Consider the following 25729-nt stretch of genomic DNA (forward strand, 5'->3'; position numbering starts at 1 on the left):
GCGCGTTGATCTTCGGGTTGGAACTTCTTGATCCGCTTCGCGATCGAGTCCGCGATGGCTTGGTTCCGGCCGGCGCGAGCGTGCTGGTAGATCAGGGCCGCGCGAGAGGTGGACTGGCCCATGCGGTCCATCAGCTCGCGGAGGGTGGCGCCGGTCTCGGCGGCGAGGACGTTCCCTGTGTGGGTAGATCGTGGAAGTGGAGGTCGGTCACGCCGAGGTGACGAGTCCCGCGCCGCCACACCCGAGTGAAGTTGCAGCGCCGCAGGGCCGCACCCTTCGGGCCGACGAAAAGCAAGCCGTCCGACTTCTTCTCGGTGAACCGCTCCATGTGCCGACGCAGGTCGAGGACGATCGGCGCGGGGACGGTGACGGTTCGCTTGCCCGCAGCCGACTTCGGCCGACCCGGTGACACACTTGCCGTTGCTCATCTCGAAAGCGGAGACGTCGATGCGGATCGTGCCCGCGTCGAGGTCCACGTGATCGCGTCGGGGAGCGGCAAGTTCGCCCCAACGCAGGGAGCCGAAGGCGGCCAGAAGGACGAGGGCTCGGTGGCGAGGGCCGACACCGTCCGCGAGGGTGAAGACCTGTTCGAGGGTGGGAATCAGACGCTCCGGCGGCTTCTCGTCACCGCCGCCTTTGATGCGGCAGGGGTTGCGGCGGATCAGGCCGTCGTCCACGGCGGTGTTCATGATGGCGCGCATGAGGCGGTACGCCTTGGCGGTGGTCGACGGAAGTTGGCGGACCGCCTCGAAACGACAACGCCGTCCCTAGCTGTTGGCCATCCAGCCGCCTTTCCGCATGTCCGGCTGGGCTCGACGAGTCCAGCGCGAATGAAGGCGTCGACCGCGTCCTGTGGAATTCGAACGTGGCGGCCGATCCGAATGAAGGTGATGCGTCGCTCTGCGATGAGGCGACGGACGAAGCGCTCACCGACGCTGAGGTGGTCGGCGGCTTGAGGGACGGTCAGGAGCCGTCCGAGAGTGCTCTTCTCGCTCACGGGAGCAAGTCCCCTCGCAGGTCTGGACTGGTCAGGTCGCGTCCTGTTGGGGCCCGTCTGCGTGGGGACCTCGGCTGGTTGTCTCGACACCGTTGGGCGTTTGGTCGGTGCGAGCCGGCCTGTAGCGGCCGTTGCCGAATATCGGTCGGGTGGTGCGTTGGTCCGGCCGGATGCGCGGGGAGCCCTCTACACACCCGGCCGGGGTGTGCGGGGTCAGGCCGCTTCGTCGTGCGCGGCGAGGTGATCCAGTTCGGCACAGAGGCCGTTGGCGAGGGGCGTGGCCAGACGGTGGACTGCGTCGGCGGGGACGAGGCCGAGGTTGACCAGGCCGTCACCGTGGACGTTCACTTCCGCCTTGAGTGCTCCGAAACCGACGTCCAGGCCGGCTGTTGTGAGGCGTGCGGCGAGTTCGGTCGTGGCGTTGTTGGCCTTGCTCCAGCCACGGACGTAGGGGATGCCGGCGTGCAGAACCTCGGCATGTGGTGCGCAGGTTCGCGCGTTGTCGGCGGCGGGACGCATGGCGATACCTCCTTGTCAGGTGGGGTTCTTCTCGGCTGCGGCGAGAAGTTCGGCGAGCCTGGTAGCGGCTTCAGGCGTGGTGCGGCCGAGTTCGACGAACCCGTGGCCGAAGGCGTTGACGTCGGCACGGAGATAGGGGAAGTGCTCGGCGAGGCCGGCAGCGATCAGCACGTCTCGGAGCGCTGTGACGGCGGTCCGCGCTTCGTACCAAGCCGTGGTGTCGATAGGCGACCAGGAAGCTGTGTCCGGGTCACTCATCGCCCGTGCCCTCGGCTGCGGCGGACAGGTTGCGCAACGCGATGAGGAGATGAACGGTGAGCACCGCGACCGCATCACGATCGAGCGCGGATTCCTTCGTGGGCTTGCTGAGCCACTGGTAGCGGTCTCCGGCTTCGGCGTCCCGGCCGGGGACCACCAGGTACCCGCCTGTCGAGAGGTAGCGGTACGGCACGTCCCCGCGCAGAACCGTCAACGCGCCCGCGAAGAAGGGCTCCCCGACCGGCGCAATGAGGAAGGCGACCTTTCGCGCCTGGTGGTCGATGACGGACGGCGGGGCCAGGGAACCGAGACGCCGGTACCAGTCGACCGCTTCGATACCAAGCCGGTCCGCCACGATGACCGCGTCCACGACGTGGCCGGTCGTCCACAGCCGAGGCGCCCGGGGGTGTCCGGTCCCGGCCGAGGTACCGAGGGCTGCGAGCAGCCAAGCACCGGCGGATTCACTCGCCTGATGAAGCGTCATGTTCATCTCCCGAAGCCCGCCGGTCGTTCCGCCGGGCATCACCACGATGCGACGGCGGCACCGGTCCGAGGCAGACGGCAAGGGCTGACAAGGGGTGACACGGCTTGTCACCCCTTGCGCGTCAGCAAGATCAACTCACTGCGATTCTTTGACGACGCTTCGTGTGCGCGAGCATGATGGCTGGTTCTGGCTCCGCTTCCGGGGAGGCGATTCGTGGTGTCGACCACCACGCCGTATCAAGCCGATCTCCTACGCGCGGCCCGAAATCACCTCGGCTGGAAGAAGCCCCGTCTCGTCTACGCCCTCCGCCAGGCCGCCGCGCAGGAGGGTCGCTCTCTCCCCACCGACACGTCACTCCTGCGAAGCATCGCCCGCTGGGAGAACGGCCAGACCTACCCCGCCGACTACGTCGAGCTGCTGGTGAAGGTCTATGGCCAGCCGGCCCACCGACTCGGGTTGGCCGGCGCCACGGCCGCTCCAGAGACCCCGGGGGCAATCTACCCCAGCACTCCCACGGACGGCATCGAAGCACTTGCAGCGCTGTGGCGTGCCGATCTCGCGCCTGGTAATGACATGCAAGCGCTGACCCCGGACCCGACCGCCTGGAACGCGGCGCCGCTCGCGTGGCTCGTTTCCGGGCAGCAAGAGCAGTTGCCGAATTCACGAGCCCGAACACAGGTGGGGGCGTCGGACGTCGAAGCCGTCCGTGCAACGGTCGACGTCTACGCCGACTTGGACAACCGCTTCGGGGGACGGCACGGCCGCCGAGCGTTGATCCAATACCTGGACGCCGACGTCGCCGAGTTGCTGACCGCGCGCAGCACGGAGCCCGTGGGCCGCGCCCTGTTCGGCACGGTTGCCGAAGCCACGCTCCTCGCCGGGTGGATGAGCTACGACAGCGGGCACCATGGCTTGGCCCAGCGCTACTTCATCCAGGCCCTCCGCCTGGCCCAGGCCGCCGGGGATCGCCGTCTCGCGGGAAGCGTCCTCTCCGCGATGAGCCATCAGGCCACCTACCTCGGCCGCTTCACCGAGGCGGCCAACCTGGCCCGCGCCGCCCAGCTCGGCACCACAGGTCACGCAACCCCAACGCTGACCGCCCAGTTCTTCGCGATGGAGGCCCGAGCACTCTCCCGCATCGGCGACCACGCCGGATGCAACACAGCCTTGACCCGGGCAACGACGATCTTCGAACGCACCAACCCGGGTGAAGACCCGGAGTGGATCGGCTACTTCGACCAGGCGGAGCTGTCCGCCGAGCTGGGCCACTGCTTCCGCGACATGCGCCAGGCCCGGCAGGCCACCACGTACGCGGAACTGTGTCTCGGCGGCACGGACGGCCGCTACGTCCGCAGCGACTTCTTCGCGACCATGGTCCTGGCGGAAGCCCACCTGACGGCCGGAGAACCCGAACCCGCCTGCCGCAGCGCCCTTGCCGCACTGAGGCTCGGACGCCAGCTCAAGTCCGCCCGCTGCGTGACCTATCTATCCGAATTCCGCACAAAGTTGGCGGTGTTCGCAACCTCAGCTCCAGTTGCCGAATTCCTGGAGGAGGCCGAGAGCCACCGCCTGTGGCAGCAGACCGCGAGTTGATCCGGCCTCAGAACGGCTTCCACCCGTGCCGGTCGGCACCGGTCCGCAGGTCCGACATGCGCCGCTCGGCCTCCGCCGTCACCGCAGCATCGCCGGCCATGTTCTGCGTCAGCCACACGGTCATCATCAACTCACGCATGTCCGCCAGGACCGGGTAGCCGTACCAGTTCATGACGTCGAAGCCGTACGCGTTCACGAACTCCTCGTACTCGGCCCGGCTGTGCCACCCGTACCGCTCGTAGTACATCGCGGTCAGCACCAGGTCCCACTCACGCGGCCCAAGCGCGAACCCATCCAGGTCGATCAGGACCGCCCGCCCGGCATCGTCAAGGAGCGCGTTCCCGACGTTCGCGTCCCCGTGCACGAGCCCGAACGGAAGCACGAACTCCAAAGCGTCGTACCGCTTACGCAGTTCCTCGGCCCGCTGCTGAAGAAAGCCCCGGTCCTCATCACCCAACGCCACCGCGGCATCGATCCGCCCCCAGGTCGCCGCCAATGGCTCCAGATACGGCAGCCCCAGCGACTCCGGCTCCTCCAGCCAGTGCAACCGCCGCAGCAACTCGGCCAAGGCGACCACACCCGCGAACCGCTCCTCGTCGGCCACCAGCTCCCAGAACGTCACCACCCGCCCATCCACCACGAGCGGTTGCCGAATCCTCGAAACGACGCGCACCGCCGGGAACCCCACCTCGGCAAGCCACCGAGCAGCAGCCACGGTCCGCTCATGCTCATCGACCCGGTCCGCCGACCGTGCCACCCGCACCACAACCGGGTCGCCCAACCGGAAAACGGCGTTCTCCCCAAGCCGCAGCAGAGACGCCCCCTCAACGCTCAGCCCGGCCACGGCACACGCCGAGCCCAACACCTCTCGAGCACGCTCCGCAGTGAACGCCCCACCGGCCCCAGACACCCCGCCATCCGCCATACCGCGAAGCTACCCGCATCCCGAGCCCTGTCGACCCGCCAACGGCGGCCAATCGACCATTGCCGAATTTGGCTCTACAGGATCAAGCAACTTGTTGCTTCAGGGGGCGCGGGCTGCGGCGTGACCGCCGGTCCCGCACCCCCTGAAGCAACAAGGATCCATCGATGACCGGTGACGCCGTCCTTGCATCGATCCGCCAGGCAAGCTGTAGCTCGATTAAGAGTCCAGGGCGCTCGAAGGAGTAGGCAACTGTCCTCCCTGCGGATGCAATCGATACCATTCCTCGGTTGCCGCTTGAGTAATCACCCGAGATAGATCATTCATAAATTGTTCGAACTTCTTGAGGTGTGCCCGAAACAAGCCTTCCGATATCCTCTCAGTCCGACTTCCATGCGCAATATCATTGCGCACTCTCTTCACGAACTCGATCGTACTGTATTGATCTTGAGCTACCTTATCAATCGAGATGCCCAGAGCGACCAAAGAGCGCTTGAGAACATCCGAGCCCAGATTCATTTCCATTGAAACCGCAACCTCAGCAGCAATGGAGATGGGGCCAACATTCAGTTGCTGCACCTTCTGCACGAAAGCTACCTGCTGACGTGCGCGTGCAGTCAACCGTCCATCACCTTCCGAGACCGGAAGACTGTTTGTTTTGCGAAGACTATCGAATTCGGCCGCAAGTGCGGCGGCCATCAATTCTGGCTTTAATTCGCAAATTGGCAACTGTTTGGCATTAATGGCTGAAACGTACAGGGAGAGTGCGTTTCTCGTAAATCCTTCCAGATGTGCATACTGCATCACAAGAATTGCCCGGAGAGAATAGACCTCGGTCTCTCCGGGGCCGTGCAACAAAAGATTGACGAGGTGCCGGACTTCGTCGAGGCGCCAAGACATATCTTCTTCGAGTTGCGCTCGCAACTCTGCAACGTTCATCCCAGCGCCTCGGTAAATCGCTCAGAGAAGAAGGTCATCCGCGCTCGCAGCGAAAGGCGATCATTTTTCCCCCCGCCAGTTGCCTCAAGGAATCGGGTATCTGATTTTCCTGACTTCACAACATCAGCAAGACGTCGCATCTGTTCGGCGTCATCGATATTTACTCTATCAAGAACGCGCTGGAGACCCAGGACAATACCTTCGAACTGATAAACGGAAAATTGCCATCTCGGTTCCCCATTTCGTGCCATCGTACCCAGCACACGAGGGCCGAATTGTGTGAGGTCGCCCAATTTATGGATGACTTGAAATGTCTTCTCGAAAACTGATTTCTCGTGGTCGTAATCAAAGCGGTCCGATCCGGTCGGATCGGAAACGGCTTCCATGTAGTCAGTCATGAAATCGGCGATGTCATGACGATACCCAGAGCCAGCATTCTTGAATGCGAAGAATCGCAAGACAAGCTCTTGGTCGAACTTTTCCCTTCTTGCTTTGTCCGTAAGAGTCTCTGTACTGAAACGAAAATCGGCGTTCTTGGATAGCTCGATGATAAACTGATTGAAGCCGTTCGACAGGAGCCGGATCGTCGCGTTCCTGACTTCATGTTTCGATAGCTGTTCACCTCCAGTATTCAAACGCTTGAACATGTAATACCGGAGGCGCGGGTCGCTCTCTTTACGCAAAACTTCCGCGCGAATATAGCTTCGCTTGATCTTAATCTCTAGAGCCCTAGGAAGCGACGAATACGTGTGTCCGTTCAATTCCGGAACGATGTCACAGTCCGAAAGAGTAAGGGGATCCAGGACGTTACCATCGATCCTCAACTCTCCCCTGAAGTGCAAATAGGAGGAGATTCGCTGCAAGCCATCAATTAGCTCGTATACTCTGTCCTCGCGCTCAATCAGAAAGATGGGGGGCACTGGAAGCTCCAACAACAAAGACTCCACGAAGCGGGATTGTGCGCCCTCGGTCCACCTGAACATCCTTTGAAATTCAGGGTCGATGATCAGTTCCGCAGATCCATACATATCGGCAAGCTCATTGAAGGAAAAGTCATTGCTCTTCGTGCGCACTGACGTAATTTTGCGATCAACAGCCTGGATAAGCTCATCCGGGGTAAAGCCGTCTTCAGACACTACTTCTCCTCGCGAAGGTAATCACCGACTCGTCGACGTCACCTTTTTTGTAGGCCTTAGCGGAGGTGTTCAAGCTAGTCAGTGTTCTGCGCACAGGAAACCGCTCGCAGGACTCCAAGGTCCATCCGCGACGAATGGACTCGTCGATGCAGATATCCGCGAGAGGAACATGTACGTCTTTATAGAAGGAATCTTGCACAACCAGATGCAGACGTGCATTTTCCTTGCTAACGCGCCCGATCTCGTCGAGACCCAGCGTGAGATCCGAGAGATACTGGCGGGCCTGCTTCAGATAGTACCCAGATGACGCCTTGCTGGCATGCTTCTCAATCTTCTCAAGAAGCGACGTGCTCGCCTCGCCAATACAGGTCTTCCCTTCCTTATTCTCTTCACGAGTCAACGTTGTCCCCATCAACTCCAGCCGAATTCTGCGATCGACAGAGATGTCAAAGCCCAAAACAGCGAGTTCACGCACGTAGGCAACCGCGTAATCGATACGCGTCAAATATGGTGGCGATGTCAGTACAACATCGGCAATCCCGCTTTGCAAGGGAAGGTTCGCAGAGTCGGCCGTGACCAACAAGGCGGAGCTCCTTCCTTCAGGCTGAGTCGAAAGGCGCTCCGAAACAAACAGAATCTCGGCTTGCAGTAGCGCGTCAACATCGTCGGATGAGACTACAAGTCTTTCTTCAGCGTTCTTTGCACGCTTGACCCAAGTAGGATTACTGCCTTCAAACTGTCGAGTCATAAGCCGAATGGCCCTAAATAGCGCAATCATCCCCAATGCATATCCGTCATTGCCGCTGCCCCTGATTTCCTGCACCCAGTCGCGAATCCGCTCCACCGTCGTCGCCGTGAACCAGGCACAGAGCGGATCATCGTCGCGGGGAGAGTGGAGCGCGACTCCGACCTCAGGAGCACGAATATTGAGCCCTTGGCTAGTGGTTTGGCTTCTCAGTCGCGCGATAAGGTTGGCTACGGGGTTCCTGTCGATTCCGATAGCTCTATGGCCGAGATGTTGGGCTGCAAGAGTTGTAGTACCGCTTCCATTCCAGGGATCTAGCACGGTGATCGGGGAATCACTTGGCGACCCTGAAGCCAACTTGTCACAGGCCCAATCAAACGAAAAACCTGCATAATAGGGAAATACGTCCGCGAGTCCGACTTTTTCTACTGCCGGACGTTTGGGCGAAAGGGACCTCTTGGCTGAGGTCTGGACATCTGACAAGGGCAAGAGCGCTTCCTGCGTCGCGGCTACGAGGGGACTACGAGCAGGGCGGTCCATGTCCTTCTTTCGGGCTCAACGGTTCATGCGTGAGCACAGTCTACGAGGCACGCTAGGGCGGCACCGAGCAGCAATCGCCTATATCACACTCTGGCAGATTTCGGTATGCCGGGAACCTCACGGTAGCCACTGAGTCCCACTTGCGCGGCAGCCTGGCTGCAAGCGTGCGTTGCAGCGCATCCGAGCTTTGGTCAGGTTGCGTGTGACCCGCACATAGGGACGCCAAGCCGTGGACTCCGGGTCCACCCCGAACCCCGGCCCTCTCTCGGAGGGGGGAAGTCAAGCATGGACGCTGCGGTTCGTGGGTGGTCTTGAGCCTGGGGGTTCCCTCCTCGATCGGGGCACCGGAGGCGTACCCGGAACCCCGGAGGGGCGCAACGGCCGAGCGCGAGCGTCACGGTGTGAGCCGTTGCGCCCCTCCGGGAACCCGGGTCCGTGCAGGCATGCCCGATCGAGGAGGGAACCCCCAGACCGACCACCCACTTGGGGAACGAGGACAAGGCCGGCTCGGGTGCACCCTGGCGCGTGTCGTGCCCCTCGTGTGCCCTTCACGTGCCCGTAGGGGCGGGTAGTTACGGGTACTGGCGGTCAGAAGTTGGCGGAGAGTCACCGGGGTGCCAACTCAGGCCGCGCATGGGTTGCCGAGCGTCACCACCCGGGAACTTCCAAGCTAGGAATCCGCTGCTGTCGCTTCGGGCGGGGCGACCTCTACAAGCGGGAGGCCTGCGCTCCTCGCCGTGCCAGATGCGTGCCAGAACAGGCGGAGACGCGCGGTCATCAGCGAGCATTGGCGGGCAATCGAGCCATGAGGCCAGCCGGAACAGAGGGCTGGTCACGGGGCATCTCTGCGGGCCGGTGGAGCGGCGCTTCCCAAGCTTAGAACGCGAGTTCGATTCTCGTCGCCCGCTCTTTTGTCGAAGGCCCAGGTCGCGGACATGATCCGCAGCCTGGGCCTTCTTCGTCATTGGACGACTCCGCGCATCTCGTGGACCGGGCCCCGAGTACATCGCTCGTCGGGGGCCTGGCGGGCGTGCCTGCCGGCCCCCACGTCGATGGATTGTTGTCGGCTCCGACGCAGCCCGAGCATCGTCCGGTCCCGCCCCGTTACACGTCCACCCTGAGCCGATGCACCGTATTCCCGGAAGGGGTCGCGCTGCGCGGCTTGCGGGGAAGCCCGGTCAGCAGAGATTGGGCTCCGCATGTCGTTGCGGCCGCAGGGGTGCGACGAGTGGACCGAGTCGTCGACCGCGTAGCCCGTCGGTCGGCCGACTTGAAGGTCACCTCCGGGTTGTCACTGAGCAAGGCGACGGTGAAGTGCCCTCCCAGGGCCCGTCCCAGACGCAGCAGCGTCGGTGTGGTTACCGGTCGACCGCCGTCTTCGAGGCGGCGGATGACGCGCTCGTTCATCCCCGCGCGGCGGGCAAGTTCCGCCTTCGTCCAGCCGAGTGCAATGCGGCGGTCGTAGACGGCTTGGGCCATCGCGTCGCCGAGCGCGGCCTCCGCATACGCCTGGTCGAACTCCTCGACCTCGCCCACAGTCATCGCGTCCGCGTGGGTCGTTTCGGGAACGGGCTCGGTCGCGTCCTTCGCAGCCCTGCGACGCATCGCCTCACGCGAATTCATCGTCCTGCCTCCGTCCTTCGTCTCGTCCGTTGCCTTCGGTTGCCCCGGTTTGCCACCACCGGCCGCTCGTCACCGACCACCCAGTTCCAGCGGCTCCCCCGCGAAGATGATCGCGACCGGCGCACCGGAGTGCTCGCTCTGGCACGTCTTCATCACCTGTCCGGCCCGCTCGACCTGCACGTGCTCGTTTATCTTCTGCTTGCGAAACACCGTCAAGAACACCGCGGTCGCGTCCGCACGGATCCAGTAGCTGATCCGCACCGCCCGGTTCGCCACATCGAACCGCAGCTCGAACAGCCCTTGGCCGAGCGGCTTGGAGCGGGGCATACCCATACGTTCGCCCTCGTTGGCCAGCCGTTCGACAAAACGTTTGACGGTTCCGCGCTGAGCTGCGGACAGCCCTTCAAGCCATGCCCGTACCTCGGGCTCCATCTCGATCCCGAACACACCACTCACCACACCGGACAATTTTGTCCGCCTGCGGGTTCTTGCTGAAGGCCCGGGTCGTGGTCATGGTCTGCGGCCTGTCGCCCAGGGTGCTGAGGTCTCGGCGTCGGGTGAATTGCACCGCGCTGTCGTAGGGCACGTTCAGTCAGTTGTGCAGGTCCACGCAGATCGAGTCGGCGAGGTCGAGAGCAGGTGTCCCCGGTTTGGCCGGCCGAACCCGGGGCTACTGTTTTCGGGCCGCGCCGGGTTGGTGCGTCGGGAAGGGATCGGAGTGGTCGTCATGGTCGAGACGATGCGGGCTGTGGTTCTGGGTGGGCCCGGACCGGTGGAGAACCTGGTCGTCACCGACCTGCCGATGCCGGTTGCGCGACCGGGGTGGGTGCGGATCGCGGTGAAGGCGTTCGGGCTGAATCGGTCCGAGTTGCATACCCGGCTCGGGTTGGCCGAGGGCGTGACCTTTCCGCGCGTGCCCGGGATCGAGGCGGTCGGTGTCGTGGACGCGGTCGACCCGGCGGATGAGGCTTCCGGGCTGGTTCCCGGGCGGCAAGTGGTCACCATGATGGGCAACATGGGGCGGACGTACGACGGGGGCTATGCGGAGTACACCCTGGTCCCGGTGGGGCAGGTCATCCCGTTCGTGTCGCGGTTGCCCTGGGAGGTGATCGGGGCGGTTCCGGAGACGTTGCAGACCGCGTACGGATCGTTGACCACCGGGCTCGACCTGGCTGCGGGACAGACCCTGCTGATCCGGGGCGGTACCTCCTCGGTCGGTCTAGCTGCCGCCGCGCTGGCCAAGGGCCTTGGGGCAACGGTGCTTTCGACCACGCGCAAGGCCGCACATGTGGAGGTGTTGGCGGCTCAGGGGGTCGACCACGTCCTGGTCGACGACGGCAACGTCGCCGACGCCGTCCGCGCGCTGTACCCCGATGGGGTCGACGCCGCCTTGGAATTGGTCGGCACGCCGACCCTGCCCGACACGCTCGCCGCCACGCGCGTACACGGCACCGTCTGTTTCACCGGGATGTTGTCCAACCAGTGGCTCGTGCACGACTTCTACCCCATCGGCTACCTGCCCAAGGGCGTCCGGCTGACCGCCTACGGCGGCGAGAGCGGTGATCTGCCCGGCAACGTGTTGCAGCGCTACCTCGACGAGATCGCCGCCGGGCGGATCAGTCTGGGCCCGGTGCACACGTACGGCATCGACGACATCCGCCGGGCGCACACCGACCTGGAACTGGGGCGTTCGGTCGGGAAGCTTGTCGTGTCGACCGGCCGTTGATGGCGACCGGCCGTTGATCGTGTTCGGGTGGTTCCCGAATGCACTGGAATGCGCCGGAACGGACCGGCGGCGTTCGGGCGATCGCGGTGATCAGGGCCGTGCGGTGATCAGCGCCCGGCAAGGGGGCTCGCTCCGGGACGCCGTCGACCGCTACTCGTCGTACCGCGCCCGGCCTCGCGATGGCTCGGAGTCGCGCCGACCGGCCGGTGGTTCGAGGGTGGGTGGGGTGGTGGAGAAGCGGGCCGTACGGGGGTCGCGTTCGTCGCCGAAGTGCTCGGTGAGGATCGAGTAGAGGTCGGGGCGGCGGCCCTTGAGCCAGCGGCGGCCGGTGGACATCGGGATTTCGGACAGGTCCACGTCGGCGGTGACCATGGTGTCTTCGGGAGAGCTGGTTTCGGCGAGGATTCGGCCGTAGGGGTCGAGGATCATCGCGTTGCCGGTGCGGACTTCGTCGTCGTCGCGGCCCACGCCGTTGCTGAAGACGAGGGCGAGGCCGTTGTCGTGGGCTCGGGAGGGAAGCCAGCGCAGCAGCCAGGCGCGGCCGCTGTCGCCGCGGAAGGCCGCTTCGAGCGCGGCGGGGTCCTGGTGGCGGGCCTCCCACAGGGACATGGGAATCGGGCGCATGCCGTGTGGGCTGCGGGAGTCGGTGCCGCCGGTTTGGTGGGGGGCGAGCAGGATCGAGGCGCCGAGAAGTGCGGTGGCTCGCACGTTTTCGACGAGGTTGTTGTCCCAGCAGATGAGTACGCCGACCCGGACGCCCCACGGGGTGTCGAAGACGGTGTAGTGGTCGCCGCTGGAGATGGACTCGTGTTCGAAGGCGTGGAGTTTGCGGTGGCAGTGGACTCGGCCGTCGGGGAGGCAGACGGCGTAGGAGTTGAAGAGGTTTCCGTGCTCGTCGGACTCCAGGAAGCCCAGGCCGGTGGCTACACCCAATTGCATGGCGAGTTCGCGCACTTGGGTGACGGAGGGGCCGTTGAGCGGCTCGGCCAGTTCGTGGAGGCGGTCGGGGGTGTGCCGGCGCAGGTGCCAGTAGCCGAGGAGGGACATCTCGGGGAGTACGACGAGGTGCACGCCCTCGGCGGCGGCCTGCCGGGTGAAGTGTTCGACGCGGGCGAGGTTGTAGGGCTTGTCGTCCGGGTGGGGTTCGAACTGCACCGATGCGCAGCGTAGGAAGTCTTCGCGTTCGAGCGGCATTGGCGGCGGCTCCGGCTCATGGGTTCGCGGATCTTGGTCTCCTCATGAGAGTGGTGAAGTGTCGCTGCCGTCCAATGAAGGTTCGGCGGGCTTCGATAACTGGGTGGAATGGGTCGCCGGCCAGACTTTCGGGTTGTCGGGATGGACGTGCGGCTGCTGCGGGCGTTGGTCGCGGTGGCGGCGGATGGGCGGCGGTGGCCGGCACTCGCGGATCGGGATCCGCCGCCGGCCGATCCGGTCGGGGTCGCCGCGTGGGTGCGGGGGCGGCCGGTGGTGCGACTCACCCGGGCCGAGGGGCCGGGACTGGTACGGCAGATCGAGCTGTTTCAGGGCGGGTTCGACGCGCGGCCCGAGTTGGTACAGGAGGCGTCGGACCTGCAGACCGTACTGGCCCTGATCGCGGCCGGAGTGGGTGCCGCGCTGCTACCGGCCGGCGCCGCCGACATCGCCTCGCCCACGGTCGCGGTGACCCGGATCGAGTCCGACGCGGCGTCCTGGCGAATCGGCGCCATCTGGGACTCGGCGCGCGCCACCCGGGTACGGGACGACTTCCTCGCCGTCGCGTACACGATCTCGCGCACGCGACGGCCGCTGCGGCGGGTGGCGAGTACGGGGACCACCCGGCCGCTTCGTGCGACGCGCCGCGACCGTCGGGCCGGGCGGGAAGTCACCTCTTCGCCAGGTGATCCCGGGTCAGTTCCGGGGTTTCCGGGGAACGGGATTCGACCGTTGCCCTGATGTCGGCCAACGTCTGATTGGCCAGTTCGTGGCGCCAGGCCAGGTCGGCCCGGGACATCGCCTGGGCGATGGCGCAGGTGGTCGTGTAGTCGGCGGTGCGGTCGGCGTCGGGGCCGTTGTGCAGGATCTGTTGGCAGCGGAAGGCCGGGTCGGGGCCCTCGATCGCGACTACGACGTCCATCAGGGTGATCTCCTTCAGGGCTCTGGCCAGGCGGAAACCGCCACGAGGGCCGGAGGTCGAGGTGACGATGCCGGCGCGGGCCAGGGCTTGGAGTTGCTTGTTGAGGTATGCGGGGGGCAGGCCGTAGAAGGCGGCCAGCTTCGTGGCCGTGACGGCCGTGCCCGATTCCGCCCACGCCAGGTTGAGGCAGCTGTGCAGCGCCCACTCCACGCCTTCGCTCATGTGCATATGCTGGATGCTACCCATCCAGAATAACCGGAGCGCTGTCATCCCTCATCGGCCGATCGGCGAGTTGTTCGAGTCGGCGAGTTGTTCGAGTCGGCGAGTTGTTCGAGCCGTCTCGCCCGGGCCGCGCCGTCGAGTGGCGCGGGGATGGTGCCGGTGCGGCAATGGCGGCAGAGGTCGCCGGGGGCCAGGTCGGGGCCGGGGCGGCGACAGTCGGCACATTCGACCAGGCGCGGACGGAGTGCCTGGGGCGGGATCACCGGCGGGTTCATGGGCGGTTTCGGGGCCTTCGTGAGGCGGTAGTGCAGCAGGCCGGTCTTGATCGTGCGACCGGGTCGTGGCAGGTCCTCGGTGAGTTCGCGGAAGACCTCGGCCTCGGCGTCACCCGCCGCCAGTCGGTCCACCACGAACGGCACGAGAGTACGCAACTCCCTTTCCTTGAACGCCAATCGGTCATCCGCGTCAGCCAGCGAAACGAGCAACTCGAGGGCCTGTACGGCAGGATCCGCCACGGGAGTGGCAGCAGCCTCGGGCGGCGGCGCCGCCGCTTCCTCGGGAGCGCCCCCGGTCACCCTCGGCCCGGTCCACTCCATCCGGCGGCCGAGCATCCGCCCGGTCACCGCGTCCCGCAGGTATCTGGCCACCGCAAGGCCGGCGGCGGCGAGTTCGTGCAGCACACGGGCGGCGATACACCCGCCTACGTCCAGGAGTTCGCGGAGGGTGGCGAGGTCGAGCGGAGTATCCGGCGGCGCGGCCGAGTACCGCACGGCGGCCTCGAACGCATGACCAGTCAGGCCGCCGAATTGGGCCAACACGGTGATGGCGGGGTTCTCGACACGGGCCGGTACGTCGATACTCTGGGCGGTAGCCATAAGGCGAGGCGCTTTCCTCGTTCGGTGGTCAGGCCCTCGCATCGGTGTTTGCAGCACCGACGGGGGCCAAATTACGTTTCGGACACGGAACAGCACACAGTGCTACGGCGCTTGCCGTCAATCACCCTGGCGAGTGACGCTCCCCCACTAGGGCCGGCCGCCGCCCCGGAGGGGCGGCCGGCCTAGTAGGTCCCTAGAGGGCGCAACATCCGCACAACGGAAAACCGCATCCACGGGCCGACCTCGGCCGATGCGCGAACCTCGGATTACCCTCCCGTACAACGGATTTCCCGTGTTTCGGAGTACCCGTCCGACGGATCGTAAGAACCAAAAAAAATAGGGTGCGGTCGGCGCCACCGCCGACCGCACCCCGCCGCGCTCCCGTCGGGGCCTCAGTGTGTCCAGCGTGGGTCGGCCGCTATTGCCTCCAACTGGTCGAGGGACAGCGCCGGTTCGGCCCGGGTCGGGGTCCTGCGGCCCGTCGCGGAGAACACGCCCCCCTGGACATCCTCGTCGGTCAGTCTCAGGTTGGGGCCGGAGTCGTTGTTCGCGTCCACCCAAACCGTGCGCCCGTCGGGGTATCGCACGCCCGCGCGCCACTGGACGAACTCGGGCGGCGCGTTGCCCACCGGCTGGCGGGCCGCGAAGGTCGTGGTGCCGTCGGGCAGCGTCTTGGTGCGGCAGTCGGCGATTCCGGCGCAGGTCTGGAGCGGCTCGTCGGTGATCCGTATATTCGCCGTGACGCCCGACACGCCGAGCGCGTCGGTGATGACGACCGTGGCCCCGTAGTCCGGCTCTCCCTTCGCGGTGACGTTGAGCCCCCTCGGCAGCAGGCTCTCCAGGATCGACAACACGCGCTTGTCCGGGGCCGGGAGGGCGGTGACCGCTCGGTCCCAGCGCGCGTCCGTCACGATCCGGGTGAGTTCCTCGATGCTCAGCCGCGGGTCCTCGTTGATCCCGATCGTGCCCTTGGCGGAACCGATGTGCTGGTCTCGGACACCTCCGCTGTAGGTGTTGACCGCGACCCGGCCGCCGTCGGGGCGGTCCAGGATCACCCGCCACTGTCGCTGCCGGGGCTCCCCCCACGCGTCGAGCATGGTCTTGGCCACGGTCAGCTTCGCACCGTCCGGCCGCTTCGTGGTCTTGCACTCGTCGTAGGGCCGCCGCCCGTCTACGGCGCCACAGTCGGTGAGCCGCGCATCCGGAGTGTCCGGGGCCGGCCGGGACAGCCTGACCTCCACCCCGGACGAGCCGCGCGAATCGGTGTAGAGGAGGTTTGCGAACGGGGTCCGAGCAATCAGCTGCGGGTCCCCGGGCGTGCGTTGCGAACCCCCGCTCGTCACCTCGCCGACCATGCCCTTGGCCGGCAGCAGGCTCTTCAGCACGGAGACCATCTGCGGCCCGGTCACCGGCCACCCGGTGGGCAGTTCGGTGTCCGGAAGCGTGCGGCGCGAGGCGGCCGAGGCATCGTCGGTCAGGCCCCGATCGAGGGCGACCCCACCACCCACCACAGTCACCGCCACCGCGCAGGCGGCGGCCCCGAACCGGATCCGCCGGCCCCGCCGAATCTGCTTGCCGCGGGTCACCCCGCGCTGGATCACCTGCGGGTCGTGCGGCGGGAAGGTGTCCACCACGGCGCTCAGCGCACCGGGCAGGGCCGATTCGAAGTAGGTGTCGTGGTAGGGGTCTTGCCGATCCGGATCGCGAGAGGTTGAACCAAAGCCGTCGGCGGCCACGGTGCGATCACCGGTCCTTTCGGTATGGGTATGGATGCGGGGGGAGGAGCGAAGACGTCGAAGCACCCCGGCGTGCCCTCACGGCCGATCCACCGCGAGCCCCGGCAATTGATCGCCGAGCAACACCCGGAGCCGATCCAGCGCACGATGCGCGCGGACCCGGACCGCCCCGGCCGACAGGTTCAACATGTCGGCGGTCTGCTCCACCGAGCGGTCCTCCCAGTAGCGCAGCACCAGCACCGCCCGATCCGGCGGCGCGAGCCGGGCCAGCCCGTCGAGGAGGGTGAGCCGCAGCTCGGGATCCCCGGGTGAGCGGGCCACCTGTTCGGGCACCGTGTCGGTGGTGCGCTCGGTGGCGCTGCGGCGGCGCTGCTGCTCCAGGTAGGTGCGGACCAATGTGGTGTGCGCGTAGGCGAACGGCCAATCCATCCGGCGGATCCGGCGCCACTTCGGAAACAGCTTGCCGAGCGTCTCCTGAAGCAGGTCCTCGGCGCCGTGCCAGTCACCGGAGGTGAGCAGGCAGGCGGTACGGAACAGCCTGGGTCCGTGCCCTGCGGCGAACTCCCGAAAGTCCGCGTCGGTCCCGCCGGTCATCTGCGATCCCCCCGTTCATCGACGTCACCCAGGGGAATGGGATGAGCCGGCCGAAGCGTTACAGCCCGCCCCCGCGAGCCACTTGGTTTCCGGGCCCCGCGGGCTTGGGCAGGCTGGAGGCGCGCGTACCCACGCGCCACTCGGAGTTCGGGAGAGGCGACCAGATGGCCAGGATCAAGGGGAGCGTGAAGTGGTTCAACGAGGCCAAGGGGTTCGGCTTCATCAGCCCGGAGGACGGCAGCAAGGACGTCTTCGTGCACTTCAGCGCGATCCAGGGCAACGGCTTCAAGACGCTCGCCGAGGGCCAGTCGGTCGAGTTCGAGATTCAGGACGGCCAGAAGGGCCCGAGCGCCGCCAACGTGGCCGCCGTCTGACGGCGGTCCGCAGCGCCTGAGCGTGGCCACGAGGTCGGTCCGCCGACCCGTGGCCACGACGGCACCCGACAACGATCCGAAAGCCGGCGTCGCACGCCCTAGGCCAGATACCGCTCGATCGTCTCGACCTTGGCCGTCAGCCCGTCGACGACCCCCTCGCGGATGTCCGCCTTGAGCACCAGGCTCACCCGGTTCGAATGTGCCTTGACCGCCTCGACGGCCTCCTTGACCACGGCCATCACCTCGTCCCACTCCCCCTCGATCGAGGTGAACATGGCATCGGTGCGATTCGGCAGCCCACTGGCCCGGACCACCCGCACCGCCGCCGCCACCGCCTCCCCGACGTCTTCACCGACACCGAGCGGGGACACCGAGAACGCGACGATCACGACAACACCTTCCGCAGCACCGATACCGACCCGGCCAGCCTAGGTCGTGCCCTCAAGCCCCCGCCCGGCACCACGACACCCAGCCCCGAACGGGCTCCGCCGGGCCTAGGCCGCACCCCCGAGCGCCCCGCGCAGCGCCCGCCGGATGTCCGCGATCGCCCGGCGCGACACGTCGGCGACCGGGATGGCGTTCGAGCCGTGGAACGTACCCGGCCGGTGGTGCAGCTCCACCGGGACACCGGCGCGGATCAGCCGGCCGGCGTACTCGATCGCCTCGTCCCGCAGCGGGTCGAGTTCGTTGGCGGTGATGTACGCCGGGGGCAGGTTCGTCACGTCCTCGGCCCGAGCCGGTGCGGCGTACGCGGTGGCCTCGGCGCCCGCCAGGTAGTACTGCCAACTCAGCGTCGCCTGCCGCCGATCCCACAGCGGCGCCACCTCGAACTCGCGCATCGACGCGCTGTCGAGCCGGTCGTCCAGGACGGGCGTGTCGAGCACCTGGTAGACCAGCGCCGGCCCACCCTCGTCCCGCGCCCGCAGCGCCAGCGCCGCGGCCAGCCCGGCACCCGCGCTGGTCCCGCCCACCGCGACCCGCGCCGGATCGCCGCCGAACGCAGCCGCCTGCCCGACCACCCAACCCAGCGCCGCCCACGCGTCCTCGAAACCCGCCGGGAAGGGGTGTTCGGGTGCGAGCCGATATCCGACGCTGACCACCACACAACCCGTGTCGAGCGCGGTGGCCACACACGTGCCGTCCGAGCTGTCGATGTCGCCGAACACGAAACCACCACCGTGGAACCACACCAGCACACCGAGCGCCCCGTCCGGACCGGCCGCCGCCCGGGCCTCCCGCGGCGTGTAGATCCGCACCGGCACGCCCCCGGCCACCACCCGGTCCTCGACCAGCAGGCCGGCCGGCCGCTGCACCGGCAACGTCCGGGCCCGCTGCGCGGCGCGGAAGGCCGCCGGGTCGGCGATGTCGACCGTGGGCAGGGACGGGAGGACCGCGAGCAATTCGGGGTCTATGCGGTGTTCCATGGCGCGGAAACTAGCAGCGCGCGCCGCCAACTTCTATGACGGTCCGTCAGATATCGGCAAACCGAGGCGGAAGTCACGCGACCGGCGGCACCCGCGACAGCCGCCCCCGCCCCCGCCACGACCTGCGAAAACCGTTTCCGCCCGGGCCGCTCGCGGACGCACCATGTGACCATGGACGCCATCCCCACCACAACGCTGTGGCGGCCGACCGGACCGGCCGAGTTGGACCTCGTGCGCGAGTCCGGCTGGACCGCGTGGCCGCCCCGGCTGCCCGACCAGCCGATCTTCTATCCGGTCCTGAACGAGGACTACGCGATCAAGATCGCCCGGGATTGGAACGTACCGGCCTCGGGGGTCGGCTACGTGACCCGGTTCCGGATCGAGACCGAGTTCGTGATCCGCTACCCGGTACGCCGAGCCGGCGGCCGCGACATCCTCGAACTCTGGGTGCCCGCCGAGGAGTTGACCGAGTTCAACCGGCACCTCGTGGGCCCGATCGAGGTAGTGCACGAGTTCCGCTGACCCGATGGCGCACGAGTTCCGCCGAACGACGGCACCCGGGCTCCACCAATCCACCAATCCACCGACCCACCGACCCACCGATCGAGACTCAGGCCGGCGGAGCCACCTGCTCCGCCGCCCACTCCGCCCACTCGCGCTGCATCTGCGCCAGGCGCAGCCCGTACTCCAACGCCACCCGCCCGTAGACCGACAGCGGACTGTCGTCCCAGGGCACATCCGCCTCGACCGCCCGCAGTCCCGCGTGCATCCCCGCCGCGGCCTCGGCCTGGGCGGCGAGGTAGGCCCGGGCCTCCGCCGGGTCGAGGGTGTCGAGGAAGAAGACCCGCAGCAACATGCTGCTGCGCCGGACCCGCTCCGGCTCCACCTCGACCAGCCAATGGCGCAGCTCGGTGCGGCCGTTCGTGGTGATCGAGTATTCCTTGCGCCCGCGCGGGCCTTCGGCGGTCACGTCGATCAGGCCCTCGGCGGAGAGCTTGCCCAACTCGCCGTAGACCTGGCTCTGGGTGGCGGGCCAGACGTTGGCCAGCGACGTTTCGAACGCCTTCAACAGGTCGTAGCCGCTGGCGGACCGACTGGTGAGGAGTCCGAGAAGTGCGTGACGGAGGCTCATGACTCGGACTTTACCACTCTGCATTGACATGTCGAAATAGGAAGGTCCATCATTGACATGTCAGCACGGCAGGGTCGAGCAGGGGGATCAAGCAGCCATGAGCTACATCCGCAACTTCGCGCCGTGGATCGTCTTCGCCGCCGTCCCCTCCGCCCACTGGCAGTGGGGCGCCCTCGCCGCACTGTTGGTCACGGTGGCGACGGCCGCCCAGGACCACCGGGCCGGGCGCGGGGTGGACCTGCTCGCCCACAGCACCGCCGCGTTCTTCCTGGTGCTGACCCCGATCGCGTTCGCCGCGCCGGACGCCGGCTTGCACCGCTACGTCGGCGCCGCGTCCTTCGCCTGGCTCGCCTGCACCGCGTGGGCCTCGCTCGCCGTGGGCAACCCGTTCACCCTGGTGATCGCCCGCCGCGGCACCCCGCGCGAGATCTGGGGCCTGCCGATGTTCATGCGGGTCAACGTGGTGATCACCGCGGTATGGGCGACCAGCTTCACGCTCACCGCGGTGGCGATCTACCTGGTCCGGGCCGACGACCTCGGCACGACCGCGGCGATCGCCGCCCAGGTCGCCGGGTTCGCGGTCCCGGCCATCTTCACCGCCCGCTACCCGGCGATCGTGCAGGCCCGCCACGTCGCGTCCTGACCGACCACGGCCGGCCACATCCCGCACCCCGCCGAAGGAGCACCACCGTGACCCCGTCCCACCTCGCCGGCAACCACGCCCCCGTCACCGAGGAGCGCACCGAGACCGCGCTCCGCGTCGACGGCATCCTCCCCGTCGAGTTGACCGGTTCCTACCTGCGCAACGGCCCCAACCCCCGGACGCCGACCGGCCACTGGTTCCTCGGCGACGGCATGGTGCACGGGGTCCACCTGACCGGCGGCCGGGCCGACTGGTACCGCAACCGCTACATACGCACCGCGAGCTTCGCCGACGGCGGCCGGCTCCATCGCGCCGACGGCACCCGCGACCTGACCGTCGGCGTGGCCAACACCCACGTGGTCCGGCACGCGGGCCACACCTTCGCGCTCGTGGAGAGTTCGTACCCGTACCGACTCACCGAATCGCTCGACACGATCGGCCCGTACGACTTCGGCGGCCGGTTGCGCACCTCGATGACCGCGCACCCGAAGATCTGCCCGACCACCGGCGAGTTGCACTTCTTCGGCTACGGCTCACCAATCCCGCCCTACCTGACCTACCACCGCGCCGACGCGGCCGGCGAACTGGTGGTCAGCCGGGACATCGACGTGCCGGGCCACACGATGGCGCACGACTTCAACCTCACCGCCGAGCACGTGGTGTTCATGGACCTGCCGGTCGTCTTCGACCTGGCCCGCGCCCGGGCCGGGACCATGCCGTACGGGTGGGACGAGGGCTACGGGGCGCGGCTCGGCGTGCTGCGACGCGACGATCCGCACGGCGCGGTGCGCTGGTTCGGCATCGATCCCTGCTACGTGTTCCACACGCTCAACGCGCACGACGAGGGCCCGAACCGGATCGTGCTCCACGTGATGCGCCGCCCGTACCTCTATCGCGAGGGCATGGCCGACCCGGCGGCGACGTTGTGGCGATGGACGATCGACCTGCTCGCGGGGACCGTACGGGAGGAGCAACTCGACGACCGGCACGCCGAGTTCCCGCGCATCGACGACCGGCACACCGGACTCGCCGCGCGGTACGGCTTCGCCGTGGCCGGGCGGTCGGTGGTGCGCTACGACCTCGCCGACGGCAGCACGGTCGCGCACGACTTCGGTCTCGGGCGGACCCCGGGCGAGGCGACGTTCGTGCCGGCGGACGGACACGCGGGCGGGCCGGGGTGGCTGCTGACGTATGTATACGACGCGGCCGAGGACACCAGCGACCTGGTCGTGTTGGCCGCGGACGACCTCGGCGCCGATCCGGTCGCCGCGGTGCGGTTGCCGTGCCGGGTGCCGTTCGGGTTCCACGGCAACTGGCTGGCCGACGAGGGTTGACGAGTACGGATCAGCCGGCCAAAGGGGCAACGACCGTCCCGGGTCCAAGGGCCGGTGCCGGTGCCGGTGGCGACGCTGAAATCGCCGACCACGATCACCGCGACACCGGTGAACTCGGGGGCCGACGACCGAAGTTGATGCCGGCGACCCTCCTGGGTGCCGAGCACGTGCGGGTGTTCGCGGCGCGGCAGCTCCAGCACGAGCGGGTAGCACTCGCGCCAGGAGTTCGGCACCGGGTTCTCCGGCCCGCGCAAATTGAAGGTCAGCACGTGCAGGGGGTCGCTCATGTCCTGGGGACTACCTCCGAGACGACCACCGCACGCCCGACCGCATGTCGCATCGCCCGTGCCACTCGCGGAGGTTCACGAGTGCCGGGCCCGGCTCAGCTGAACGTGTCGCTGACCGCGTTGACGCCGGCCGTGACGAAGTGGTCGACCAGCTCGGAGAGCGAGGACGCCACCTGTGTGCCGGACAACATCACTCCGGCCACGAACGCCAGCACCAGGCCGAGGATCTTGTGGTTCTTGTGCGTGACCAGGTAGAAGAGGATGAAGATGATCAGGATCGGGACCCCGACGGTCACCCCGCGACCGACACTGCTGGTCTGGGTGGTCACCGCCGCGTGGTAGTCGACGATGTAGTCGGGCGCGGCAGCGGCCACGGCACTCAGCGACATGTGCATGATTCCCCTCCGGTCCCGCGGACGTCCCCCGGTCCCTGTTTGCCTTGGCGTACCCGTGATATGACGGTTCGTAAGCTACTCACGTCGCACGCACCGTCATCCGCCACCGATGGGGATGGTTGCCCCGGCCATCAGACCGGCGAGCACCCAGGCCCAGCGCATCAGCCGTAGCAACGGCCACTTCGCGCTGACGATCACGATCCAGAAGCCCATCATGAGCCACAGGCAGAAGGCCGCCATGAAGCCGGCCTCGTGGGAGCAGCTCACGAAGAGCCCGGCTCCGTAGTAGGTGGCGAATCCGGCGGGAACCAGCATGATCAGGTCGGGACTGCTGAACGGGCCGCGGCTGGGTCCGCCGTCCCCGCCGGCGAACGGCGGTTGCCCTCCGGACGTGCCCGAACCGCCCTGCGGATCGGAACCGGCGGCGCCGGCCGCCTCGTTGCCGGCGTTGCCGGTGACCTTCTTGCGCACGAATCCGGCCAGGCCGGCCGGGCCGGACGCGGCCGTCGGGGCGGTGTCGGCCCCCGTACCCGTCTCGGTGGCCTTGGCGGACTTGCGCCACAGGGGCTTGCGGGCGGGCTCGGCGGGGGGCGTGGGGGTGCTGGGGGGCGCCGGGGCCATCGGGGCCTTGGGCGGGTTGTACCGGCCGCCCGGGTCGCGCGGCCGCATCGCGCGCCGGACGGCGGAGGACGCGGACGGCGCGGCGGGCGTGGCCGGTTTGGCCGCCTTGGTCGCGGCGCCGGGCCCGGGCTCGGCGCGGAGGGCGTGCTCGACGTCGCCTCGGCGGGCACGATCGGTCTCGCCGCGGCGGGCGCGCTCGGGGCGGGACCGCTCGGCGCGGGTGGCGTCGTCCGCGGCTCGGCCGGAGCGCGGGTCGGGGGCGGCGGCGCCGCGGTCGGTGCCACGACGGGGTTGGGGCGTACGTCGAGGCTCGGTCGGCCGGCGGGACTCGGGGGCGACCTCCCGCTCACGCTCCCGGCGCGCGCGCAAGTCCCGCCGCCAGGACGGCTCGTCGTCGTCCCGGGGAGCGTACGTCGCATGTGAGTCGCGGGGCTCGCGCGGCTCGCGCCGGGGTTCGCTCGCACGTTCGGCACGCGCGGTGGGGAACGCCGGTTCCTCTTCCTCGGGATCGGAGAGGTGGCGTCTGCGCACCAGATCGCCGAGGCGAAGTCCACGTGCCTCGGGGGGCGGTGGCGGCTCGTACGCGCTCATCGCCTATCCCCCTCCCGACTGACGTGGACACGGCTTGCAGGTGCGACTGTGTCGATATGCCGCCAGTATCCACGGCACGGCGATCGCAAGCGCGAACAACTCGCCATCGCGCGCGCGTCCTTTGACATGCAGGACCACCGCGAACACCGCCGCGGTGCCGAGAATGAGCATGGTGAGCACGTTCGAGTGAATGATCCTGAGCGCGAGCCAATTCGTGGACGAGGTCCGGGTCTTGACCGTGTTCTCCACGAACTTCTTACGCCAGTCGGTGGCCATCACGGCCTCCGCGACCGGAACGCGCCGAGCCCACCGAACGAGCCGGTCACGGCGTTCGCACCGGTCACGGCGTTCGCACCGGTCGCACCGGTCGTATCGGCGGTACGGATCGCACCGGTTGTACCGATCGACACATTGGCGAAATATGAGGCATGGGGCGGCCGTCGGTCACCGTCGCCGATGCCGTGTGCCACCCGGGAGGGCCAGGACATACGCGGACTCCTCTCGTCCGGTGTCACATCGCACCCGTCGACCGGGGCCACTTCGACCCGGCGGCGGAGCTCACGGTGGTGAGGTGACGGCTCCACTCCTCTTTCCGCAGGCCGCGCTCATAGCGCGGCAAACCGGTACGTTCCATTTGACCTTGTTCAGTGTGGCCAGTGCGCGGGACAGCGTCAAGGGGCGACCGGTCGGCTGCATTGGGTAGCCCACGCGCTCGCCCCTATGAGGCATTCCCTTGCACTCTAAGGGCTCTGACGATGCGTCAGATCCTCGGCCGATGATCTTCGGCCACTGTTGATCGGTCGTCAGATCCGGTCCGCCGGGATCCGGCCCATCCGGCCCGCCTTGAAGTCGTCGAACGCCTGCGCCAGTTCGGCGTGAGTGTTCATCACGAACGGGCCATACCAGGCTACTTCCTCCCCGATCGGCTGCCCACCGAGAACGATCACTTCGAGGTTCGGCTTGTTCGAATCCTGCCGCGCGTCCGCCTGGAGGTCGATGGTGTCCCCGGCCCCGAACACCGCGAGCCGGCCGGTTTCGATCGGTCGCCGATCGGTCCCGACGGTCCCGGAACCGGCGAGCACGTAGACGAGCGCGTTGTAGTCCTTGCGCCAGGGCAGCGAAAGCCGGGCGCCCGGGTTGACCGTGGCGTGTACGAGGGTGATCGGGGTGTGCGTGATGCCGGGGCCGTCGAAGCCGCCGACGGAGCCGGCGATCAGCCGGACCAGCGCACCACCGTCGTCCGAGGCCAGCAGCTTGACGTCACCGGCGCGGATGTCCTGGTAGCGCGGGTCGGTCATCTTCTGCGCGGACGGCAGGTTGACCCACAACTGGATGCCGTGGAAGAGGCCGCCACTGGTCACCAGCGCCTCCGGCGGCGCCTCGATGTGCAGCAGCCCGGAGCCGGCGGTCATCCATTGTGTGTCGCCGTCGGTGATCACCCCGCCACCGCCGGCCGAGTCCTGGTGCACGAACTCGCCGTCGATCAGGTAGGTGACCGTCTCGAAGCCGCGGTGCGGGTGCCAGGGGGTGCCCTTGGGCTCGCCCGGCGCGTAATCCACCTCGCCCATCTGGTCCATCATGATGAACGGGTCGAGATAGCTCTGGTTGACGCCGGCGAACGCACGCCGGACCGGGAAGCCCTCCCCCTCGACCCCGCTCGGGGCGGTGGTGACGGCAAGCACGGGCCGCGGACGCGCGTCGAGACCGGGCTCCGGCAGACGCGGCAGGTCCAGCGGGTTGGAAACGGTAACGGCGGGCATGACCTGCTCCTCGAAACGAGTACGGTCCCGGCTTCCCCGGGCCTTGCACGCTCCAACGATAGTTGCCCTCTCAACATTCCCCACGCGGAGGATCCCCTTTCGGGCAGGCCGGAGCAACACCCGAGGCGAGACGAAGCCAATCCACG

28 protein-coding genes and 1 pseudogene are annotated in these 25729 nt (G+C 67.4%); 7 read left to right on the top strand and 22 right to left on the bottom strand.

Going from position 1 to position 25729, the window contains the following annotated elements; all coding sequences use genetic code 11:
• Nucleotides 1-799: 799 nt before the first annotated feature.
• The 4 genes and pseudogenes from ABIA38_RS03610 to ABIA38_RS03625 form a co-directional block, all read right to left on the bottom strand.
• Nucleotides 800-997: pseudogene (locus tag ABIA38_RS03610) on the bottom strand (helix-turn-helix domain-containing protein); the annotation flags it as partial.
• 213 nt (nt 998-1210) lie between these two features.
• Nucleotides 1211-1516 carry a hypothetical protein gene (locus tag ABIA38_RS03615; protein ID WP_424636907.1) on the bottom strand — a complete coding sequence of 102 codons (306 nt, stop codon included), beginning with the start codon at nt 1514-1516 and terminating at the stop codon, nt 1211-1213.
• A 15-nt stretch (nt 1517-1531) separates the two neighbouring features.
• On the bottom strand, nt 1532-1774 hold the full coding sequence (locus tag ABIA38_RS03620) for a hypothetical protein (protein ID WP_424636908.1): 243 nt from the start codon (nt 1772-1774) through the stop codon (nt 1532-1534).
• Nucleotides 1767-2303 carry a hypothetical protein gene (locus tag ABIA38_RS03625; protein WP_424636909.1) on the bottom strand — a complete coding sequence of 179 codons (537 nt, stop codon included), beginning with the start codon at nt 2301-2303 and terminating at the stop codon, nt 1767-1769. Before ABIA38_RS03625 ends, ABIA38_RS03620 begins: the two co-directional genes overlap by 8 nt.
• Nucleotides 2304-2471: 168 nt before the next feature.
• Between ABIA38_RS03625 and ABIA38_RS03630 the strand changes: the two genes are divergently transcribed.
• The gene (locus ABIA38_RS03630; protein ID WP_424636910.1) at nt 2472-3851 is read left to right on the top strand and encodes a hypothetical protein; all 1380 of its coding nucleotides are present in this window, start codon (nt 2472-2474) and stop codon (nt 3849-3851) included.
• Nucleotides 3852-3858: 7 nt separating this feature from the next.
• Here ABIA38_RS03630 and ABIA38_RS03635 read toward each other — a convergent pair whose 3' ends face one another.
• The 6 genes from ABIA38_RS03635 to ABIA38_RS03660 form a co-directional block, all read right to left on the bottom strand.
• Complete coding sequence (locus ABIA38_RS03635; RefSeq protein WP_424636911.1) at nt 3859-4776, bottom strand: phosphotransferase; 918 nt, start codon at nt 4774-4776, stop codon at nt 3859-3861.
• Nucleotides 4777-4992: 216 nt separating this feature from the next.
• On the bottom strand, nt 4993-5712 hold the full coding sequence (locus tag ABIA38_RS03640; protein WP_424636912.1) for an MAE_28990/MAE_18760 family HEPN-like nuclease: 720 nt from the start codon (nt 5710-5712) through the stop codon (nt 4993-4995).
• The gene (locus ABIA38_RS03645) at nt 5709-6848 is read right to left on the bottom strand and encodes a DUF262 domain-containing protein (protein ID WP_424636913.1); all 1140 of its coding nucleotides are present in this window, start codon (nt 6846-6848) and stop codon (nt 5709-5711) included. The genes ABIA38_RS03640 and ABIA38_RS03645 overlap by 4 nt, the downstream gene beginning before the upstream one ends.
• On the bottom strand, nt 6841-8082 hold the full coding sequence (locus tag ABIA38_RS03650; protein ID WP_424636914.1) for a DNA methyltransferase: 1242 nt from the start codon (nt 8080-8082) through the stop codon (nt 6841-6843). The genes ABIA38_RS03645 and ABIA38_RS03650 overlap by 8 nt, the downstream gene beginning before the upstream one ends.
• 1155 nt (nt 8083-9237) lie before the next feature.
• Entirely contained in the window at nt 9238-9756 is a 519-nt protein-coding gene (locus ABIA38_RS03655; protein WP_424636915.1) for a helix-turn-helix domain-containing protein, read from the bottom strand.
• A gap of 69 nt (nt 9757-9825) precedes the next feature.
• Nucleotides 9826-10203 (bottom strand): type II toxin-antitoxin system RelE/ParE family toxin, encoded by a 378-nt coding sequence (locus tag ABIA38_RS03660; protein ID WP_424636916.1) that lies wholly within the window; start codon nt 10201-10203, stop codon nt 9826-9828.
• A 292-nt stretch (nt 10204-10495) separates the two neighbouring features.
• Between ABIA38_RS03660 and ABIA38_RS03665 the strand changes: the two genes are divergently transcribed.
• Nucleotides 10496-11482: a zinc-binding dehydrogenase gene (locus tag ABIA38_RS03665; RefSeq protein ID WP_424636917.1), complete on the top strand. Its 987-nt coding sequence runs from the start codon at nt 10496-10498 to the stop codon at nt 11480-11482.
• Nucleotides 11483-11632: 150 nt separating this feature from the next.
• Here ABIA38_RS03665 and ABIA38_RS03670 read toward each other — a convergent pair whose 3' ends face one another.
• The gene (locus tag ABIA38_RS03670; RefSeq protein ID WP_424636918.1) at nt 11633-12637 is read right to left on the bottom strand and encodes a nitrilase family protein; all 1005 of its coding nucleotides are present in this window, start codon (nt 12635-12637) and stop codon (nt 11633-11635) included.
• A 180-nt stretch (nt 12638-12817) separates the two neighbouring features.
• Between ABIA38_RS03670 and ABIA38_RS03675 the strand changes: the two genes are divergently transcribed.
• Nucleotides 12818-13414, top strand: coding sequence for a LysR substrate-binding domain-containing protein (locus ABIA38_RS03675; protein ID WP_424636919.1), 597 nt, complete (start codon nt 12818-12820; stop codon nt 13412-13414).
• Here the strand turns inward: ABIA38_RS03675 and ABIA38_RS03680 are convergent.
• The 4 genes from ABIA38_RS03680 to ABIA38_RS03695 all read right to left on the bottom strand — a co-directional run bounded on the left by ABIA38_RS03680 (nt 13344) and on the right by ABIA38_RS03695 (nt 17022).
• Nucleotides 13344-13823 carry an RrF2 family transcriptional regulator gene (locus tag ABIA38_RS03680; RefSeq protein ID WP_424636920.1) on the bottom strand — a complete coding sequence of 160 codons (480 nt, stop codon included), beginning with the start codon at nt 13821-13823 and terminating at the stop codon, nt 13344-13346. The genes ABIA38_RS03675 and ABIA38_RS03680 overlap by 71 nt on opposite strands.
• A 38-nt stretch (nt 13824-13861) precedes the next feature.
• Nucleotides 13862-14692 carry a hypothetical protein gene (locus ABIA38_RS03685; RefSeq protein ID WP_424636921.1) on the bottom strand — a complete coding sequence of 277 codons (831 nt, stop codon included), beginning with the start codon at nt 14690-14692 and terminating at the stop codon, nt 13862-13864.
• A 392-nt stretch (nt 14693-15084) separates the two neighbouring features.
• A complete protein-coding gene (locus tag ABIA38_RS03690) occupies nt 15085-16428 on the bottom strand; it encodes a hypothetical protein (RefSeq protein WP_424636922.1) in 1344 nt (447 codons plus the stop codon).
• A 78-nt stretch (nt 16429-16506) separates the two neighbouring features.
• A complete protein-coding gene (locus ABIA38_RS03695) occupies nt 16507-17022 on the bottom strand; it encodes a SigE family RNA polymerase sigma factor (protein WP_424636923.1) in 516 nt (171 codons plus the stop codon).
• Between the two features lie 164 nt (nt 17023-17186).
• Here ABIA38_RS03695 and cspE point away from each other — a divergent pair, with 164 nt between their 5' ends.
• The gene (cspE, locus tag ABIA38_RS03700) at nt 17187-17396 is read left to right on the top strand and encodes a transcription antiterminator/RNA stability regulator CspE (protein ID WP_424636924.1); all 210 of its coding nucleotides are present in this window, start codon (nt 17187-17189) and stop codon (nt 17394-17396) included.
• Between the two features lie 98 nt (nt 17397-17494).
• Here cspE and ABIA38_RS03705 read toward each other — a convergent pair whose 3' ends face one another.
• The gene (locus tag ABIA38_RS03705; RefSeq protein ID WP_078976209.1) at nt 17495-17785 is read right to left on the bottom strand and encodes an MTH1187 family thiamine-binding protein; all 291 of its coding nucleotides are present in this window, start codon (nt 17783-17785) and stop codon (nt 17495-17497) included.
• 105 nt (nt 17786-17890) lie between these two features.
• Entirely contained in the window at nt 17891-18820 is a 930-nt protein-coding gene (locus ABIA38_RS03710; protein ID WP_424636925.1) for an alpha/beta hydrolase, read from the bottom strand.
• 171 nt (nt 18821-18991) lie between these two features.
• Here ABIA38_RS03710 and ABIA38_RS03715 point away from each other — a divergent pair, with 171 nt between their 5' ends.
• On the top strand, nt 18992-19342 hold the full coding sequence (locus tag ABIA38_RS03715; RefSeq protein ID WP_424636926.1) for a hypothetical protein: 351 nt from the start codon (nt 18992-18994) through the stop codon (nt 19340-19342).
• Nucleotides 19343-19430: 88 nt separating this feature from the next.
• Here ABIA38_RS03715 and ABIA38_RS03720 read toward each other — a convergent pair whose 3' ends face one another.
• The gene (locus ABIA38_RS03720) at nt 19431-19952 is read right to left on the bottom strand and encodes a PadR family transcriptional regulator (RefSeq protein ID WP_424636927.1); all 522 of its coding nucleotides are present in this window, start codon (nt 19950-19952) and stop codon (nt 19431-19433) included.
• Nucleotides 19953-20049: 97 nt separating this feature from the next.
• Here ABIA38_RS03720 and ABIA38_RS03725 point away from each other — a divergent pair, with 97 nt between their 5' ends.
• Together ABIA38_RS03725 and ABIA38_RS03730 are read left to right on the top strand one after the other, a co-directional pair.
• Nucleotides 20050-20595 carry a hypothetical protein gene (locus ABIA38_RS03725; RefSeq protein WP_424636928.1) on the top strand — a complete coding sequence of 182 codons (546 nt, stop codon included), beginning with the start codon at nt 20050-20052 and terminating at the stop codon, nt 20593-20595.
• Nucleotides 20596-20642: 47 nt separating this feature from the next.
• Complete coding sequence (locus ABIA38_RS03730; protein ID WP_424636929.1) at nt 20643-21929, top strand: carotenoid oxygenase family protein; 1287 nt, start codon at nt 20643-20645, stop codon at nt 21927-21929.
• A 382-nt stretch (nt 21930-22311) separates the two neighbouring features.
• Here the strand turns inward: ABIA38_RS03730 and ABIA38_RS03735 are convergent, their stop codons facing one another.
• From ABIA38_RS03735 to ABIA38_RS03750, 4 genes are all read right to left on the bottom strand, one after another.
• Entirely contained in the window at nt 22312-22605 is a 294-nt protein-coding gene (locus ABIA38_RS03735) for a hypothetical protein (RefSeq protein WP_424636930.1), read from the bottom strand.
• A gap of 102 nt (nt 22606-22707) precedes the next feature.
• Complete coding sequence (locus ABIA38_RS03740) at nt 22708-23823, bottom strand: hypothetical protein (protein ID WP_424636931.1); 1116 nt, start codon at nt 23821-23823, stop codon at nt 22708-22710.
• Between the two features lie 3 nt (nt 23824-23826).
• Nucleotides 23827-24099: a hypothetical protein gene (locus ABIA38_RS03745; protein ID WP_424636932.1), complete on the bottom strand. Its 273-nt coding sequence runs from the start codon at nt 24097-24099 to the stop codon at nt 23827-23829.
• A 527-nt stretch (nt 24100-24626) separates the two neighbouring features.
• Nucleotides 24627-25583 carry a pirin family protein gene (locus tag ABIA38_RS03750; RefSeq protein ID WP_424636933.1) on the bottom strand — a complete coding sequence of 319 codons (957 nt, stop codon included), beginning with the start codon at nt 25581-25583 and terminating at the stop codon, nt 24627-24629.
• Between the last annotated feature and the right edge of the window lie 146 nt (nt 25584-25729).

Source organism: Embleya sp. AB8, from assembly GCF_049739465.1.
Classification (GTDB): Bacteria; Actinomycetota; Actinomycetes; order Streptomycetales; family Streptomycetaceae; genus Embleya.

Bases quoted from the DNA above. Each gene is read 5' to 3' on its own strand.
- ABIA38_RS03615 (WP_424636907.1), bottom strand. From the start codon at position 1,516: ATGCGTCCCGCCGCCGACAACGCGCGAACCTGCGCACCACATGCCGAG.
- ABIA38_RS03620 (WP_424636908.1), bottom strand. From the start codon at position 1,774: ATGAGTGACCCGGACACAGCTTCCTGGTCGCCTATCGACACCACGGCT.
- ABIA38_RS03635 (WP_424636911.1), bottom strand. From the start codon at position 4,776: ATGGCGGATGGCGGGGTGTCTGGGGCCGGTGGGGCGTTCACTGCGGAG.
- ABIA38_RS03640 (WP_424636912.1), bottom strand. From the start codon at position 5,712: ATGAACGTTGCAGAGTTGCGAGCGCAACTCGAAGAAGATATGTCTTGG.
- ABIA38_RS03655 (WP_424636915.1), bottom strand. From the start codon at position 9,756: ATGAATTCGCGTGAGGCGATGCGTCGCAGGGCTGCGAAGGACGCGACC.
- ABIA38_RS03665 (WP_424636917.1), top strand. From the start codon at position 10,496: ATGCGGGCTGTGGTTCTGGGTGGGCCCGGACCGGTGGAGAACCTGGTC.
- ABIA38_RS03675 (WP_424636919.1), top strand. From the start codon at position 12,818: ATGGACGTGCGGCTGCTGCGGGCGTTGGTCGCGGTGGCGGCGGATGGG.
- ABIA38_RS03680 (WP_424636920.1), bottom strand. From the start codon at position 13,823: ATGCACATGAGCGAAGGCGTGGAGTGGGCGCTGCACAGCTGCCTCAAC.
- ABIA38_RS03685 (WP_424636921.1), bottom strand. From the start codon at position 14,692: ATGGCTACCGCCCAGAGTATCGACGTACCGGCCCGTGTCGAGAACCCC.
- ABIA38_RS03695 (WP_424636923.1), bottom strand. From the start codon at position 17,022: ATGACCGGCGGGACCGACGCGGACTTTCGGGAGTTCGCCGCAGGGCAC.
- cspE (WP_424636924.1), top strand. From the start codon at position 17,187: ATGGCCAGGATCAAGGGGAGCGTGAAGTGGTTCAACGAGGCCAAGGGG.
- ABIA38_RS03710 (WP_424636925.1), bottom strand. From the start codon at position 18,820: ATGGAACACCGCATAGACCCCGAATTGCTCGCGGTCCTCCCGTCCCTG.
- ABIA38_RS03715 (WP_424636926.1), top strand. From the start codon at position 18,992: ATGGACGCCATCCCCACCACAACGCTGTGGCGGCCGACCGGACCGGCC.
- ABIA38_RS03720 (WP_424636927.1), bottom strand. From the start codon at position 19,952: ATGAGCCTCCGTCACGCACTTCTCGGACTCCTCACCAGTCGGTCCGCC.
- ABIA38_RS03725 (WP_424636928.1), top strand. From the start codon at position 20,050: ATGAGCTACATCCGCAACTTCGCGCCGTGGATCGTCTTCGCCGCCGTC.
- ABIA38_RS03735 (WP_424636930.1), bottom strand. From the start codon at position 22,605: ATGTCGCTGAGTGCCGTGGCCGCTGCCGCGCCCGACTACATCGTCGAC.
- ABIA38_RS03740 (WP_424636931.1), bottom strand. From the start codon at position 23,823: ATGAGCGCGTACGAGCCGCCACCGCCCCCCGAGGCACGTGGACTTCGC.
- ABIA38_RS03745 (WP_424636932.1), bottom strand. From the start codon at position 24,099: ATGGCCACCGACTGGCGTAAGAAGTTCGTGGAGAACACGGTCAAGACC.
- ABIA38_RS03750 (WP_424636933.1), bottom strand. From the start codon at position 25,583: ATGCCCGCCGTTACCGTTTCCAACCCGCTGGACCTGCCGCGTCTGCCG.